This window comes from Acinetobacter lwoffii, assembly GCF_029024105.1.
In the GTDB taxonomy this organism is placed as follows: Bacteria; Pseudomonadota; Gammaproteobacteria; order Pseudomonadales; family Moraxellaceae; genus Acinetobacter; species Acinetobacter lwoffii.
Genome location: NZ_CP118963.1, coordinates 597,947 through 613,031, shown reverse-complemented (window position 1 = coordinate 613,031; position 15,085 = coordinate 597,947). Strand labels below are relative to the sequence as shown.

Genomic DNA, 15,085 nt, shown 5'->3' with positions numbered 1-15,085 from the left:
GTATCCTAGTCTATTCATTAGAAGCTCATCAGGATTTATGTCAGTCGAAAGCGCGCCTCTTCAAGGAATCACTCTCTATAGTCATGCCGATGACTTTCGTTCCCATTGGATTCGCTATGTGCTTACCGAAAAACAGATTAAATATAACCTGATTTTGGTGGATGCCGATGATGAGGATCTGGCCAGTCTCAATCCTTATAATCAATTGCCGATGCTGATCGAAAATGAACTTAAATTATTTAATACTTCGATTATCTCAGAATATGTAGATGATCGTTATCGTCAGAATAAACTGTATGCCGATGCTCCGATGCCCCGGGCAGAGCAACGACAATACATCTGGCGCTTTGAAAATGACTGGCTGAAACTGGCTGATCTCATGTTACGCCATCCTGATACGCTGGATAAGAAAGCCAGAACTCAGGCACAAAAGCAGTTACAGGATATCCTGATTTCACTAATGCCACTATTCCAGCATTTTCCCTATTTTATGTCTGAACAATTTAGTATCCTGGATTGTATGTTGGCACCAATTTTTATCCGTCTGAAACAGATGGGCGTAGAATTACCACAGCAGCAATGCCGTCCGTTTTATTTATATTGCCAACGAATTTTTAGTCGTCCTGCCTTTGTAAAATCCATGACATTGCAGGAAAAGAACCGTTATTCAGTGCAACTCAAACATCCATAGAGAAACATCATGTCCGAACAAGAATTCAACCTTAGCCCTACCCGTCCCTATATGGCACGTGCAATCTATGAGTGGGTTTGCGATAACAATATGACGCCTTACCTGCTGGTGGATGCCACACGCCCAAATACCATGGTTCCTGAGCAGTTTATTAAAGATGGACAGATTGTTCTGAATATTGTGCCACATGCCGTGCATGCGCTGCATATGAGCAATGATGCCATTAGCTTCTCGGCTCGCTTTGGTGGCGTTTCTCGTGATATTTATGTGCCTATGGCAGCAGTACTCGGTATTTATGCACGTGAAAATGGTCAAGGTTTATTCTTTGATCCAGGTGAATATGAGCATACACAAAATGATGAAGATGCTTTAAAATCAAGCACTGAAGAACAAACTGAACAACCAAAGAAAAAACCGACTTTAAGACTATTAGATTAAAAATAATGGAGCAAGTGAATGGCTTTTGATTTAGTACAATATTTTGTTGAACAGATAGAGACTCAAAAGCCTGAGCTTCTAAAAGAATATACAAAAGAAGAAAGACGAAAATATATATCAGAAATCAATGCCTTAACTTTAGGAAAACTTATTACTGAATGGCGTCATAACCCACAAAAAATTTATAATGAAATCAATCATCCTGATGAATTATATATCCTGGAAATCGTGCGTCATCTCGCTACCAGTCCGGAAAATCAATCCACTCTGGATCGAGCCCAGCTTGAGCACAGCACTTCAGAAATTTTTCATTTACAGCTTATTGAATTAAAACAACTGCATGATACCGGCAACCATAATATCCATAGCATTCAGGAATTACTGACCGGGCAAATTGAACATTTATCTGGTCAAGCAGATGATTGGGTTTGGACAACAAACAAGCTAACAGAACTCAAAGGCTCTAAACCAATTGTGCAAGAAGAGCTATCATTGGAAGCATCAATGAAGGAGTTTAATCAAATGGTAAGCCAGAATCAGCAGCATCAAGATATCGAAGAAGTGATTGTTGTCGACACCCCAAAATGGGCAAAGATTGTTGAACCAATCGTAGCGATTGCCATTCTTTGGGTATTAATTGCAGCCGTAATGCGTGTGTTTGGATAAAATAGCCAGCAGTAAAAAACCAGCGATTTGCTGGTTTTTTTATGTGCCAAAATTTACAAAATCAGCTTATAAACTCTTTTAGAGCCAGCCTTACAGAGATCCTAATAGGTCAAACAAATTGACAGGAGTCCTCTGTCTCAGAAGAATCTGATCAACTTTGAGGTATAGATATGTTAAATATCTTATCTAAAAACCCGCACATAAAAAAATCCCCCTCTGCGTATGCGGAGGGGGATTTCGAATAATGAGCTGGCGATGACTTACTCTCACATGGGTAACCCCACACTACCATCAGCGCTAAGAGGTTTCACTTCTGAGTTCGGGAAGGGATCAGGTGGTTCACTCTTGCTATGGTCGCCAGCACAACTGTTTATGGACTTGTTCGGGTCTTATTTACGCTGTTTATTTCGTATGCCTTACTTCGTACCAAATAGAATTCATTAACAGGTTTTATTTGAGTTGAATATTGTCATACTAACGAGCTTATGAATCAAGCTGTTTTGCTGAATATCGAATCGATTGATGCTTAATACAACAACTGTTTGGGTGTTGTATAGTCAAGCCTCACGAGCAATTAGTATTGGTCAGCTTCACATATCACTATGCTTCCACATCCAACCTATCAACGTCGTAGTCTTCAACGGCTCTTTAGGAGACATAAAGTCTCGGGGAAATCTTATCTTGAGGTAGGCTTCCCGCTTAGATGCTTTCAGCGGTTATCCCTTCCGAACATAGCTACCCGGCGATGCCACTGGCGTGACAACCGGTACACCAGAGGTTCGTCCACTCTGGTCCTCTCGTACTAGGAGCAGATCCTCTCAAATTTCCAACGCCCACGGTAGATAGGGACCGAACTGTCTCACGACGTTCTAAACCCAGCTCGCGTACCTCTTTAAATGGCGAACAGCCATACCCTTGGGACCTGCTTCAGCCCCAGGATGAGATGAGCCGACATCGAGGTGCCAAACACCGCCGTCGATATGAACTCTTGGGCGGTATCAGCCTGTTATCCCCAGAGTACCTTTTATCCGTTGAGCGATGGCCCTTCCATACAGAACCACCGGATCACTAAGACCTACTTTCGTACCTGCTCGACTTGTGGGTCTCGCAGTTAAGCGCGCTTTTGCCTTTATACTCTACGCGTGATTTCCGACCACGCTGAGCGCACCTTCGTACTCCTCCGTTACTCTTTAGGAGGAGACCGCCCCAGTCAAACTACCCACCAGACATGGTCCTCGTCCCGGATAACGGGACAGAGTTAGAACCTCAATATTACCAGGGTGGTATTTCAAGGACGGCTCCATCGCAACTAGCGTCGCGACTTCAAAGCCTCCCACCTATCCTACACAAGTAAGATCAAAGTTCAATGTCAAGCTGCAGTAAAGGTTCACGGGGTCTTTCCGTCTAGCCGCGGGTACACCGCATCTTCACGGCGAATTCGATTTCACTGAGTCTCTGCTGGAGACAGCGCCCCCATCATTATGCCATTCGTGCAGGTCGGAACTTACCCGACAAGGAATTTCGCTACCTTAGGACCGTTATAGTTACGGCCGCCGTTTACTGGGGCTTCGATCAAGAGCTTCGCTTACGCTAACCCCATCAATTAACCTTCCAGCACCGGGCAGGCATCACACCCTATACGTCCACTTTCGTGTTTGCAGAGTGCTATGTTTTTAATAAACAGTTGCAGGGGCCTGGTTTCTGAGGCTGTCGCCCGCTCAAGGAGCAAGTCCTATCACAGACAACAGCGTACCTTCTCCCGAAGTTACGGTACCATTTTGCCTAGTTCCTTCAGCAGAGTTCTCTCAAGCGCTTTGGTCTACTCGACCTGACCACCTGTGTCGGTTTCGGGTACGATTCCTGTGTAACTGAAGCTTAGAGACTTTTCCTGGAAGCATGGTATCAGCCACTTCACTGTACAAGTACAGCTTGCTATCAGTTCTCAGCATAGAGTACCCCGGATTTGCCTAAGATACATGCCTACAACCTTCCACCTGGACAACCAACGCCAGGCTGACTTAACCTTCTCCGTCCTCTCATCGCATTACACAGAAGTATTGGAATATTAACCAATTTCCCATCGACTACGCCTCTCGGCCTCGCCTTAGGGGTCGACTCACCCAGCCCCGATTAACGTTGGACTGGAACCCTTGGTCTTTCAGCGTGCGAGTTTTTCACTCGCATTGTCGTTACTCACGTCAGCATTCGCACTTCTGATACCTCCAGCAGACTTCTCAATCCACCTTCATCGGCTTACAGAACGCTCCCCTACCACGCATAATAAATTATGCATCCGCAGCTTCGGCATATAGTTTTAGCCCCGTTACATCTTCCGCGCAGGCCGACTCGACTAGTGAGCTATTACGCTTTCTTTAAAGGGTGGCTGCTTCTAAGCCAACCTCCTAGCTGTCTATGCCTTCCCACATCGTTTCCCACTTAACTATAATTTTGGGGCCTTAGCTGGCGGTCTGGATTGTTTTCCTCTTGACTACGGACGTTAGCACCCGCAGTCTGTCTCCCGGATAGTACTCATTGGTATTCGGAGTTTGCATCGGTTTGGTAAGTCGGGATGACCCCCTAGCCGAAACAGTGCTCTACCCCCAATGGTATTCGTCCGAGGCGCTACCTAAATAGCTTTCGGGGAGAACCAGCTATCACCAAGTTTGATTAGCCTTTCACCCCTATCCACAAGTCATCCCCTGGCTTTTCAACGACAGTGGGTTCGGTCCTCCAGTTAGTGTTACCCAACCTTCAACCTGCTCATGGATAGATCACCTGGTTTCGGGTCTATACCCAGCAACTAAACGCCCTATTAAGACTCGGTTTCCCTACGGCTCCCCTATTCGGTTAACCTTGCTACTGAATATAAGTCGCTGACCCATTATACAAAAGGTACGCAGTCACCGGACTAAGCCGGCTCCCACTGCTTGTATGCATGCGGTTTCAGGATCTATTTCACTCCCCTCACAGGGGTTCTTTTCGCCTTTCCCTCACGGTACTGGTTCACTATCGGTCAGTCAGGAGTATTTAGCCTTGGAGGATGGTCCCCCCATATTCAGACAAGGTTTCACGTGCCTCGCCCTACTCGACATCATCATATAAGCCCTTTCGTGTACAGGACTATCACCGTCTACGGTCGCACTTCCCAGAGCGTTCCACTAGAACTTATATGACTTAATGGGCTCTTCCCCTTTCGCTCGCCGCTACTGAGGGAATCTCAATTGATTTCTTTTCCTAAGGGTACTGAGATGTTTCACTTCCCCTCGTTCGCCTTGCAACACTATGTATTCATGTTGCAATACCTACCTTATGGTAAGTGGGTTTCCCCATTCAGACATCTCCGGATCACAGGATATTTGCCGCCTCCCCGGAGCTTTTCGCAGGCTATCACGTCTTTCATCGCCTCTGACTGCCAAGGCATCCACCACATGCACTTAATTACTTGACTATACAACCCCAAACAGTCGTTTATCCTTACAAGTAGGATAAGCAACAGAGCTTGTCTTGCGACTTACTCATACAGTTGGCGTTTTGTAGATTTAACTACAGTACAGCTTCAATTAGATTCATATACCAAAACGCTTGATTCAGTTAATTTCGCTAGAACTCATTTCCTTAATCTTCACATCACAGGAATAAATCACTGTTAGTGTTGATCTTAAAAACGAGTTTGAACAAATTATTTCAACTCAAATATATTCTGTTAATGATTTTTCCAGCCTTCGTCAGGTCAGGAAACTGTGATAAATCACAGAGGTTATCAAGTGCGCGTATCATAACGCTTGTACTTGTTAATCTCTAGGATCTAAACACTTGATCGCTTAAGGACTAAACTAACAATCAACTGATTGTCTATTTATTAGCTTTTGTCTTTATACATTCCGAAGGAATGTATGGTGGAGACTAGGAGAGTCGAACTCCTGACCTCCTGCGTGCAAAGCAGGCGCTCTACCAACTAAGCTAAGTCCCCAGCTTATCAATAAGTCAATGTATCGTTCTGTTCTGTTTGCTTCAGCACTTTCATGCTTCGTTAGTCAGATTTGGTGGGTCTGACAAGACTTGAACTTGTGACCCCACGCTTATCAAGCGTGTGCTCTAACCAACTGAGCTACAGACCCTCAGATACATCGTATGAAGAACAACTTGTTGTGGATTCTTACCAATCGTCAATCTTTCGTTAAGGAGGTGATCCAGCCGCAGGTTCCCCTACGGCTACCTTGTTACGACTTCACCCCAGTCATCTGCCACACCGTGGTAAGCGTCCCCCCTAAGGTTAGACTACCTACTTCTGGTGCAACAAACTCCCATGGTGTGACGGGCGGTGTGTACAAGGCCCGGGAACGTATTCACCGCGGCATTCTGATCCGCGATTACTAGCGATTCCGACTTCATGGAGTCGAGTTGCAGACTCCAATCCGGACTACGATCGGCTTTTTGAGATTAGCATCCTCTCGCGAGGTAGCAACCCTTTGTACCGACCATTGTAGCACGTGTGTAGCCCTGGTCGTAAGGGCCATGATGACTTGACGTCGTCCCCGCCTTCCTCCAGTTTGTCACTGGCAGTATCCTTAAAGTTCCCGGCTTAACCCGCTGGCAAATAAGGAAAAGGGTTGCGCTCGTTGCGGGACTTAACCCAACATCTCACGACACGAGCTGACGACAGCCATGCAGCACCTGTATGTAAGTTCCCGAAGGCACCAATCCATCTCTGGAAAGTTCTTACTATGTCAAGACCAGGTAAGGTTCTTCGCGTTGCATCGAATTAAACCACATGCTCCACCGCTTGTGCGGGCCCCCGTCAATTCATTTGAGTTTTAGTCTTGCGACCGTACTCCCCAGGCGGTCTACTTATCGCGTTAGCTGCGCCACTAAAGCCTCAAAGGCCCCAACGGCTAGTAGACATCGTTTACGGCATGGACTACCAGGGTATCTAATCCTGTTTGCTCCCCATGCTTTCGCACCTCAGTGTCAGTATTAGGCCAGATGGCTGCCTTCGCCATCGGTATTCCTCCAGATCTCTACGCATTTCACCGCTACACCTGGAATTCTACCATCCTCTCCCATACTCTAGCCAACCAGTATCGAATGCAATTCCCAAGTTAAGCTCGGGGATTTCACATTTGACTTAATTGGCCACCTACGCGCGCTTTACGCCCAGTAAATCCGATTAACGCTTGCACCCTCTGTATTACCGCGGCTGCTGGCACAGAGTTAGCCGGTGCTTATTCTGCGAGTAACGTCCACTATCCAAGAGTATTAATCTCGGTAGCCTCCTCCTCGCTTAAAGTGCTTTACAACCAAAAGGCCTTCTTCACACACGCGGCATGGCTGGATCAGGGTTCCCCCCATTGTCCAATATTCCCCACTGCTGCCTCCCGTAGGAGTCTGGGCCGTGTCTCAGTCCCAGTGTGGCGGATCATCCTCTCAGACCCGCTACAGATCGTCGCCTTGGTAGGCCTTTACCCCACCAACTAGCTAATCCGACTTAGGCTCATCTATTAGCGCAAGGCCCGAAGGTCCCCTGCTTTCTCCCGTAGGACGTATGCGGTATTAGCATCCCTTTCGAGATGTTGTCCCCCACTAATAGGCAGATTCCTAAGCATTACTCACCCGTCCGCCGCTAGGTAATGTAGCAAGCTACATTTCCCCGCTCGACTTGCATGTGTTAAGCCTGCCGCCAGCGTTCAATCTGAGCCATGATCAAACTCTTCAGTTTAATACTATGTAGTGCCTTAAAGGGCACCAATCTTGGCTCATCAATTTTCTGACAAATATTTCTCAAATAAACTTCGAGTAATTTCTACCATCAATCAATGAAAATAATTTCGATCAATCAACCAGTAAAAATCCACACAAGTTGTTCTTCATAATCTCTTAATGATCTTCTTGCTAATTCGTCACCAGCAAGCTAGGTCGACTATATTACTCTCTATCTCTAGAAAGTCAACCAGTAATTCAGATTATTTTTAAACTTATCAAATAAAACCCAACTCAATCAAACTTAACTAAGTCACTGTTTTATCAGAAGTTTTAATCTTCATCACCGCCGATGGATGTGCATTCTACAGCATTCCCGGCCCAATACAACCCCTATTTTTAAATAATTCAGAAAAATCATCACGATTGTTTATTTATTCTACAAAAAATACAGGTTTTTCTATTTTTCACTCAAAATTTATTCAATTATTGATGTTTTAAAGTAGTTTATTTACTTATCAATGGGTATTTCTAGTTAATTTAATTGCTATATCTATCTAAAAATTTTTTATTGTCTTTATTTCAGATCAAACACAACAGATGAGTTAATAAAATAGATTTACTATGGAATCCCTTACCCATTTTAAAAATATGATCCTCATCCATCCATTAAAATTCCATTCAACAAGATAATCACTCTATAGATAAACTCTGGTTAAATTGTTGAATGATTAAAATTAAGAGTGAAGCAATGCGAGAAGAAAGCAATCTTCAATGCACAGTTTTATTAGATGAAAAATAATTTAATAGGAATTCGAGCATTCATCATGATAGCCACCGATAACAATTGTATATTTTTTATTCACATTGAATTTCAGGCATAAAAAAACCGCTTAACGCGGTATCTTTTATCTCGACCATCTTGAAGGAGATGGTCGGAGCAGTAGGATTCGAACCTACGACCCCCTGGTCCCAAACCAGGTGCACTACCAGGCTGTGCTATGCTCCGATTTCAACTTTAAAAGTTGGGGTGAATGACGGGATTCGAACCCGCGACAACTGGAATCACAATCCAGGGCTCTACCAACTGAGCTACATCCACCATCATTTTGATTCTTAACATCAAGCGACCAAATGGCGCGCCTGACAGGATTCGAACCTGTGACCATCCGCTTAGAAGGCGGATGCTCTATCCAACTGAGCTACAAGCGCGTTACTGATGCAAACATCATTTGCCTTGAAGAATTGGTCGGAGCAGTAGGATTCGAACCTACGACCCCCTGGTCCCAAACCAGGTGCACTACCAGGCTGTGCTATGCTCCGATTCATCTCAGCTTTCGTATCGAACATCGTTCGGTACGGTGTGCATTCTAGGCGCGACGCCCGGAGACGTCAACACCTATATTTAAAAAAAACCGAAAAAACGCTTCAAGCGTTTATTTATCAATCGCTTCAGACATTTTTTATACAAATTTTAACGTTTTAGTCCGGCACTAAAGTTCAGCATGCGATCTAGAGGCAGTTTAGCTCGTTCAGCAAGTACCGGATCGACATGCACTTCCTGATCTTTATGCTGTAACACATGCAAGATACCATCCAGCTCGTTCATGGCCATCCAAGGACAATGCGCACAAGAACGACAAGTTGCCCCCTCTCCTGCGGTTGGTGCTTCAATCAGAATTTTATCCGGCACTGCCTGCTGCATTTTATAAAAAATACCGCGATCAGTAGCAACGATTAAACGTTGATTCGGCAAAGTCTGTGCTGCTTTAATTAATTGTGAGGTACTACCCACGGCATCGGCAATCTCGACTACAGACATCGGTGATTCAGGATGTACCAGAACCGCAGCATCTGGATAGAGTGCTTTCATATTGGCAATACCGCGTGAACGGAATTCTTCATGTACGATACAAGCACCATCCCAGAGCAACATCTCTGCACCGGTTTTTTTCTGGATATAACGACCCAAATGCTGATCGGGTGCCCAGATGATTTTTTCGCCCAGACCGTCCAGATGTTCGATAATTTCCACTGCACAACTTGAAGTGACGACCCAATCGGCTCGGGCTTTCACAGCCGCTGACGTGTTAGCATAAACCACCACGGTATGATCCGGATGCGCATCGCAAAAAGCGGTAAACTCATCGACAGGACAACCTAAGTCCAGTGAACAGGTCGCTTCCAAAGTTGGCATCAGCACGGTTTTATTGGGTGAAAGAATTTTAGAGGTTTCGCCCATAAATTTCACACCAGCTACCACAAGCGTTGAAGCTGGATGATCGCGACCAAAACGCGCCATTTCCAGTGAATCGGAAACACAGCCCCCCGTCAGTTCAGCCAGTTCTTGCACTTCAGGATCACAATAATAATGCGCCACCAAAACAGCATCCTGTTTTTCCAGCTCTGCCTTGATCTGTGCAAATTTGTCCAATTTTTCCTGCTGGCTCATTTGATGTTCTTGTGGAACACCTAAACGATCTAAATGCGCCTGCACAATCGATTTAGCTTCATTGGCTATTAATTTGGTCGCATCATTCATAACAACTCTTACTCTACCCTCATGGTTCACTATTCAATGAACCTTTCACCCTACATCCCGGTCATCTCTGGCGAAATGCTATTTTTGACCAGTCATTAAAAATCATTAAGTATAAAAAAAGCCCCACAACGGAGGCTTTATAAACAATCTGAATTATGAGCGATAATCTGCATTGATTTTTACGTAGTCATACGACAGGTCACAGGTATAAACCGTATCTTTTGCCTGACCTCGTCCAAGATCAACACGAATCGTCATTTCAGCCTGGGCCATCACACGTGCACCGGCTGCTTCAGTATAGTCTGCTGCCGCACCACCATCTTTACAGATTTGTACATCATCTAACCAAACCTGAATTTTTGCAACGTCTAAATTCGGCACACCTGCATAACCAATCGCTGCCAGAATACGGCCCCAGTTTGGATCAGAAGCAAAGATTGCGGTTTTAACCAGCGGTGAATGCGCAATGCTATAAGCAATATCGCAGCACTCTTGAGTATTACCACCGCCTTCTACAGTCACGGTAATGAATTTAGTCGCACCTTCACCATCACGTACAATCAGTTGCGCAAGGCGTTTCATGGTACGTGTCAATACGTCTAGCACCACTGCATAACGCGGATCTTCAGTCGAAGTGATCTCAGCACCACCGGCCTGACCTGTGGCAATAAAAATACACGAATCATTGGTCGAGGTATCGCCATCAATGGTAATACGGTTAAACGATACATTGACCGTTTCAGTTAATAACTGTTGAACCAGTTCACGGCTGATCGGCGCATCTGTCGCAACATAACCCAACATGGTCGCCATATTAGGACGAATCATGCCTGCACCTTTGGAAATACCGGTCATGGTATAAGTCACACCATCCAGCTCGAACTGCTCTGAAGCACCTTTCGGAGTGGTATCTGTGGTCATGATTCCGGTCGCTGCGTCGACCCAGGCATCATCACGCAATGAGTCCAGCGCAGGCTGTAAACCTGTAAGTAAACGCTCCATCGGAAGCTGCTCACCAATCACACCAGTCGAGAATGGCAACACTTCAGCAGCCTGCACGCCTGCAAGTTCAGCCAGCTTGGCACAGGTGGCTTCTGCATTTGCCATGCCTGTAGGACCTGTTCCAGCATTGGCATTGCCGGTATTGATTACCAAGTAACGTGGATTGCCAGCTTGCAAATGGGCTTTAGATACATGCACTGGTGCTGCACAAAAGGCATTCTGGGTAAACACCCCAGCAACATTGGAGCCTGCAGCTAGTTCAAATATCACCAGGTCACGTCGGTTCTGATAGCGCACATAGGCTTCAGCCGAACCAATTTTAACCCCTTTCACCACATGCATCTGTGGCATAGATACGTCACCAACTGCCATTTTAAAGTCCAATATTGAAGTTTTAGAAAAATACAGCTTAGTTGATCTGCAACAAAAAATCGAGCCAAAGCCTGAGCCAGCCTGAGATTTGTTATGGGTTTTCACAATAAAAAACCAGTCATCAAGACTGGTTTCTACGTTTTTAAAATTAAGATATTTTTAATTTTGTGCAAGTTGTCCAGATTCGCTTAGTAAAGCCTGTTTCGCTTGTTGTTGACTTGCACTAGAAAGTGCAGGATTAGTAGCAACAATACGGTCTGCATTTGCCGCATTAGCAGCTGCAATCGCAGCGGTCTGCAATACAATCGGACGGTTCTGGTTGGCAAAGGTATAACGGATGCCGGTACGTGGGCTTGCTACAGTCACTTGCGCATCGGTACGTTGTACTTGAGCAGTGTTAGTACCTACCGCTTGCTGAACTTTATCAATTGTTGTGGTCGCTGCAGTTTGTGCAAAACTTAAGGCAGGTATTGCCAAAGCGGCAATCATGAGCGTTTTTAATACTTTTTTCATTCAGGTTATTCCACTTTGAGGTGTTGAATGAGCCATTAAATAGCATTTAATTCCTAAGACTGCAAACAGTATTCAATTTCTGAAAAATCTTCATACATAAAAAAATCAGAGCCATGTGGCTCTGATTTTTTTTAACACTGTTTAGATCTTGCCATGACACTGTTTGTATTTCAGGCCTGAACCACATGGACAAGGTGCATTACGACTTGCCGGTGCTTCAAAGACTGGTGCTACAGGATTCGCCTGAACATTTTGCTCGGTCGTCACCTCATGTTCACCTGCCAGCAAGCCGTCAAACTCTTCATGAGATAACTGCAAACGCATTGCCTCAGCCTGTGCCTGCTGCTGTGCTTCCATTTCCGCCAGCTCTTCAGGTGTCGGTACGTGGATGCGTGACAGATCTGTCACGACATCGGACTTAATCGTACCCAGCATGTTTACAAACAGGTTATAAGCTTCTTTTTTATATTCCTGCTCTGGATTCTTTTGCGCATAACCACGTAAATGAATACCTTGACGCAAATAATCCATAGCCGCCAGATGCTCTTTCCAATGACGATCCAGAGAATTCAGCATAAAGTGACGTTCAAGCGAAGCTGCAGATTCTTCACCCATTTGTTCACGACGTGAACGGTAGCGGTTCAGTACTTCATCGGTAATGCGCACCACCAAAGCTTCTTCATCCAGACGACGGTCCTGTTCCAGCCATTGTCCGATAGGAAGATCCATCGAAAGATCTTCACGCAGCGCCAGTTCCAGACCTTCACTATCCCACTGGTCATGAATCGATTCAGGCGGAATATAGTTGGCGATTACACCCTGCATCACTTCACGGATCATTTCTTCAATATAATCCTGCAGTGAATTTTCTGCCAGAATGTCGTCACGCTGACTATAAATGATCTTACGCTGTTCGTTATTGACGTCATCGTATTTCAGCAAATTCTTACGAATATCGAAGTTACGTGCTTCCACTTTACGCTGCGCATTTTCAATCGAGCGAGACACCATTTTGTGCTCAATCGCTTCATCTTCCTGCAAGCCCATGGCACGCATCATGCCGACTACGCGATCACCGGCAAAAATACGCATCAAGTCATCTTCAAGTGACAGATAGAAACGCGATACACCCGGGTCACCTTGACGACCGGCACGACCACGCAGCTGGTTATCGATACGGCGTGATTCATGACGCTCGGAACCGATAATATGCAAACCGCCTGAATCCAGCACAGCCTGGTGATTAACATCCCATTCTGCTTTCAGACGCGTTTCATCTTCAGGAGTCGGGTTTTCAATTTTAGCCAGCAACGCCTTCCAGTTACCACCCAAGAGAATATCGGTACCACGACCGGCCATGTTGGTGGCAATCGTCACTGCACGCGGCGCACCGGCCTGCGCAATAATATCGGCTTCACGTTCGTGCTGTTTGGCATTCAGTACTTCATGCTGGATCCCTGCCGCTTTTAGCTTATCCGACAGAATCTCAGAAGCTTCAATGGTGGCTGTACCAATCAAAATTGGTGCGACACCAGCTTCATGCACACGCTGAATTTCTTGAATAATCGCGTTATATTTCCCTTCACGATTTAAATAAATTAAATCGTTATGGTCTTGACGAATCATTGGACGGTGGGTCGGAATCAGCACCACATCCAGACCATAAATTTCTTTCATTTCCGCTGCTTCAGTATCAGCAGTACCGGTCATACCGGATAATTTTTTATACAGACGGAAATAGTTCTGGAAGGTTGTGGTTGCCAGAGTCTGGTTTTCCGGCTGGATTTCCAGACCCTCTTTGGCTTCTACGGCTTGATGCAAACCTTCAGACCAGCGACGTCCCGGCATGGTACGACCGGTATTTTCATCGACAATAATCACTTCACCATCGTTGATGATGTATTGCACATTGCGTTGATAGAGATAATGGGCACGGATCGCTGCAGTGACATGATGCAACAGGTTCAGGTTCGACGCTGAATACAAGCTCTCGCCTTCTGCCAGCAAGCCCATTTCAATCAATTCACTTTCAATGGTTTCAAAACCCACTTCAGTAATTTCAACTGAACGCTGTTTTTCATCAATCCAGAAGTGACCGCCATCCGGCACTTTCTCTTCTTTCTGTGCCTGTAATTTTGGTGGAATATTATTGATGGCTGCATAAAGCTGTGAAGAATCTTCACTTTGACCGGAAATAATCAACGGGGTACGTGCTTCATCAATCAGGATCGAATCGACCTCATCGATAATCGCATAGGTCAAACCACGCTGCTTTTTCTCAGCCAGCGAGAACACCATGTTGTCACGCAGGTAGTCAAAGCCAAATTCGTTATTGGTACCGTAAGTAATATCGGCACGATAAGCTTCAGCTTTTTCCATCGGATTTTGCATGGAATAAATAATGCCGATGCTTAAACCCAAAAACTCAAATAATGGACGGTTCAACTCGGCATCACGTTGCGCCAGGTAATCGTTCACGGTAATGACATGCACGCCCTGACCACTGATGGCATTCAGATAACAGGCCAAAGTACCCATCAGGGTTTTACCTTCACCGGTACGCATTTCTGCGATTTTGCCTTCATGCAAGGTAATACCACCGATCAGCTGCACGTCATAATGACGCATGCCCATCACCCGCTTCGCCGCTTCACGACAGACTGCAAATGCTTCAGGCAATAATTTATCGAGGGTTTCACCCTTATTATATCGTTGTTTGAATTCTTCAGTTTTTGCAGATAAGTCTGCATCGCTAAGGGTAGATATCGTCGGCTCGAGCACATTAATCTTGTCTACGATTTTACGCATGCGTTTGAGTTCGCGCTCATTTTTGGTACCGAAGATTCCTCCGATCAGACTTGCCAACATGAATAGACTCTCTAAATCTTGCTTGTCAAATGAATATGTTCTTAGTCGTTATTATGGTGCTAGAAATTTGAACTACAAGGGTTTTGCTGTAAAACCGCTAAAAAAATCTGATCCTTAGTTCTAGCCCTAAGATCTAAGGCAAAGTAATGTAGCAAATTTTCCCTGTGCAACATAGTCAATTAAGTGACTGATTTTTGCGCTTCTGGATAGATGGATATCCCATTTATGCAATTTACTCATAAAGAAAGCAAAAAACACTATTTTTAATCATAAAAAATTTGATTCATATTAAATCC

The 15,085-nt window shown here is 45.1% G+C and carries 7 protein-coding genes, 6 tRNA genes and 3 rRNA genes; 3 read left to right on the top strand and 13 right to left on the bottom strand.

The window, feature by feature from the left end; translation table 11 throughout:
• Positions 1-37: 37 nt before the first annotated feature.
• From PYW33_RS02820 to PYW33_RS02810, 3 genes are read left to right on the top strand one after another with little or no spacing between them, the layout of a single operon-like run.
• Positions 38-691, top strand: coding sequence for a glutathione S-transferase N-terminal domain-containing protein (locus PYW33_RS02820; protein ID WP_004645969.1), 654 nt, complete (start codon positions 38-40; stop codon positions 689-691).
• A 9-nt stretch (positions 692-700) separates the two neighbouring features.
• Positions 701-1,129, top strand: coding sequence for a ClpXP protease specificity-enhancing factor (locus PYW33_RS02815; protein ID WP_004281679.1), 429 nt, complete (start codon positions 701-703; stop codon positions 1,127-1,129).
• Between the two features lie 18 nt (positions 1,130-1,147).
• The gene (locus PYW33_RS02810) at positions 1,148-1,795 is read left to right on the top strand and encodes a hypothetical protein (protein WP_004645970.1); all 648 of its coding nucleotides are present in this window, start codon (positions 1,148-1,150) and stop codon (positions 1,793-1,795) included.
• A gap of 247 nt (positions 1,796-2,042) precedes the next feature.
• Here the strand turns inward: PYW33_RS02810 and rrf are convergent.
• The 13 genes from rrf to secA form a co-directional block, all read right to left on the bottom strand.
• Positions 2,043-2,157, bottom strand: a 5S ribosomal RNA gene (gene rrf, locus PYW33_RS02805).
• A gap of 191 nt (positions 2,158-2,348) precedes the next feature.
• A 23S ribosomal RNA gene (locus PYW33_RS02800) occupies positions 2,349-5,243 on the bottom strand.
• A gap of 446 nt (positions 5,244-5,689) precedes the next feature.
• Positions 5,690-5,765: transfer RNA gene (locus PYW33_RS02795), tRNA-Ala, on the bottom strand.
• A gap of 71 nt (positions 5,766-5,836) precedes the next feature.
• Positions 5,837-5,913 (bottom strand) — tRNA-Ile (locus tag PYW33_RS02790).
• Between the two features lie 60 nt (positions 5,914-5,973).
• Positions 5,974-7,511 (bottom strand): 16S ribosomal RNA (locus tag PYW33_RS02785).
• Together the 16S, 23S and 5S rRNA genes with 2 tRNA genes alongside form the textbook arrangement of a ribosomal RNA operon.
• Positions 7,512-8,424: 913 nt before the next feature.
• Positions 8,425-8,501: transfer RNA gene (locus tag PYW33_RS02780), tRNA-Pro, on the bottom strand.
• A 17-nt stretch (positions 8,502-8,518) separates the two neighbouring features.
• Positions 8,519-8,594: transfer RNA gene (locus tag PYW33_RS02775), tRNA-His, on the bottom strand.
• A gap of 33 nt (positions 8,595-8,627) precedes the next feature.
• Positions 8,628-8,704: transfer RNA gene (locus PYW33_RS02770), tRNA-Arg, on the bottom strand.
• A gap of 34 nt (positions 8,705-8,738) precedes the next feature.
• A tRNA-Pro gene (locus PYW33_RS02765) sits at positions 8,739-8,815 on the bottom strand.
• Between the two features lie 151 nt (positions 8,816-8,966).
• Positions 8,967-10,034: a quinolinate synthase NadA gene (nadA, locus tag PYW33_RS02760; RefSeq protein ID WP_004645183.1), complete on the bottom strand. Its 1,068-nt coding sequence runs from the start codon at positions 10,032-10,034 to the stop codon at positions 8,967-8,969.
• A gap of 153 nt (positions 10,035-10,187) precedes the next feature.
• Positions 10,188-11,408: a bifunctional glutamate N-acetyltransferase/amino-acid acetyltransferase ArgJ gene (argJ, locus tag PYW33_RS02755; RefSeq protein ID WP_004645182.1), complete on the bottom strand. Its 1,221-nt coding sequence runs from the start codon at positions 11,406-11,408 to the stop codon at positions 10,188-10,190.
• 159 nt (positions 11,409-11,567) lie between these two features.
• Positions 11,568-11,921 carry a hypothetical protein gene (locus PYW33_RS02750; protein ID WP_004645181.1) on the bottom strand — a complete coding sequence of 118 codons (354 nt, stop codon included), beginning with the start codon at positions 11,919-11,921 and terminating at the stop codon, positions 11,568-11,570.
• A 141-nt stretch (positions 11,922-12,062) separates the two neighbouring features.
• Positions 12,063-14,789, bottom strand: coding sequence for a preprotein translocase subunit SecA (gene secA, locus PYW33_RS02745; RefSeq protein WP_004645180.1), 2,727 nt, complete (start codon positions 14,787-14,789; stop codon positions 12,063-12,065).
• Positions 14,790-15,085: the final 296 nt, after the last annotated feature.

Excerpts from the sequence above, each read along its gene's own strand:
- PYW33_RS02820 (WP_004645969.1), top strand. The coding sequence starts at position 38 with ATGTCAGTCGAAAGCGCGCCTCTTCAAGGAATCACTCTCTATAGTCAT.
- PYW33_RS02815 (WP_004281679.1), top strand. The coding sequence starts at position 701 with ATGTCCGAACAAGAATTCAACCTTAGCCCTACCCGTCCCTATATGGCA.
- PYW33_RS02810 (WP_004645970.1), top strand. The coding sequence starts at position 1,148 with ATGGCTTTTGATTTAGTACAATATTTTGTTGAACAGATAGAGACTCAA.
- nadA (WP_004645183.1), bottom strand. The coding sequence starts at position 10,034 with ATGAATGATGCGACCAAATTAATAGCCAATGAAGCTAAATCGATTGTG.
- argJ (WP_004645182.1), bottom strand. The coding sequence starts at position 11,408 with ATGGCAGTTGGTGACGTATCTATGCCACAGATGCATGTGGTGAAAGGG.
- PYW33_RS02750 (WP_004645181.1), bottom strand. The coding sequence starts at position 11,921 with ATGAAAAAAGTATTAAAAACGCTCATGATTGCCGCTTTGGCAATACCT.
- secA (WP_004645180.1), bottom strand. The coding sequence starts at position 14,789 with ATGTTGGCAAGTCTGATCGGAGGAATCTTCGGTACCAAAAATGAGCGC.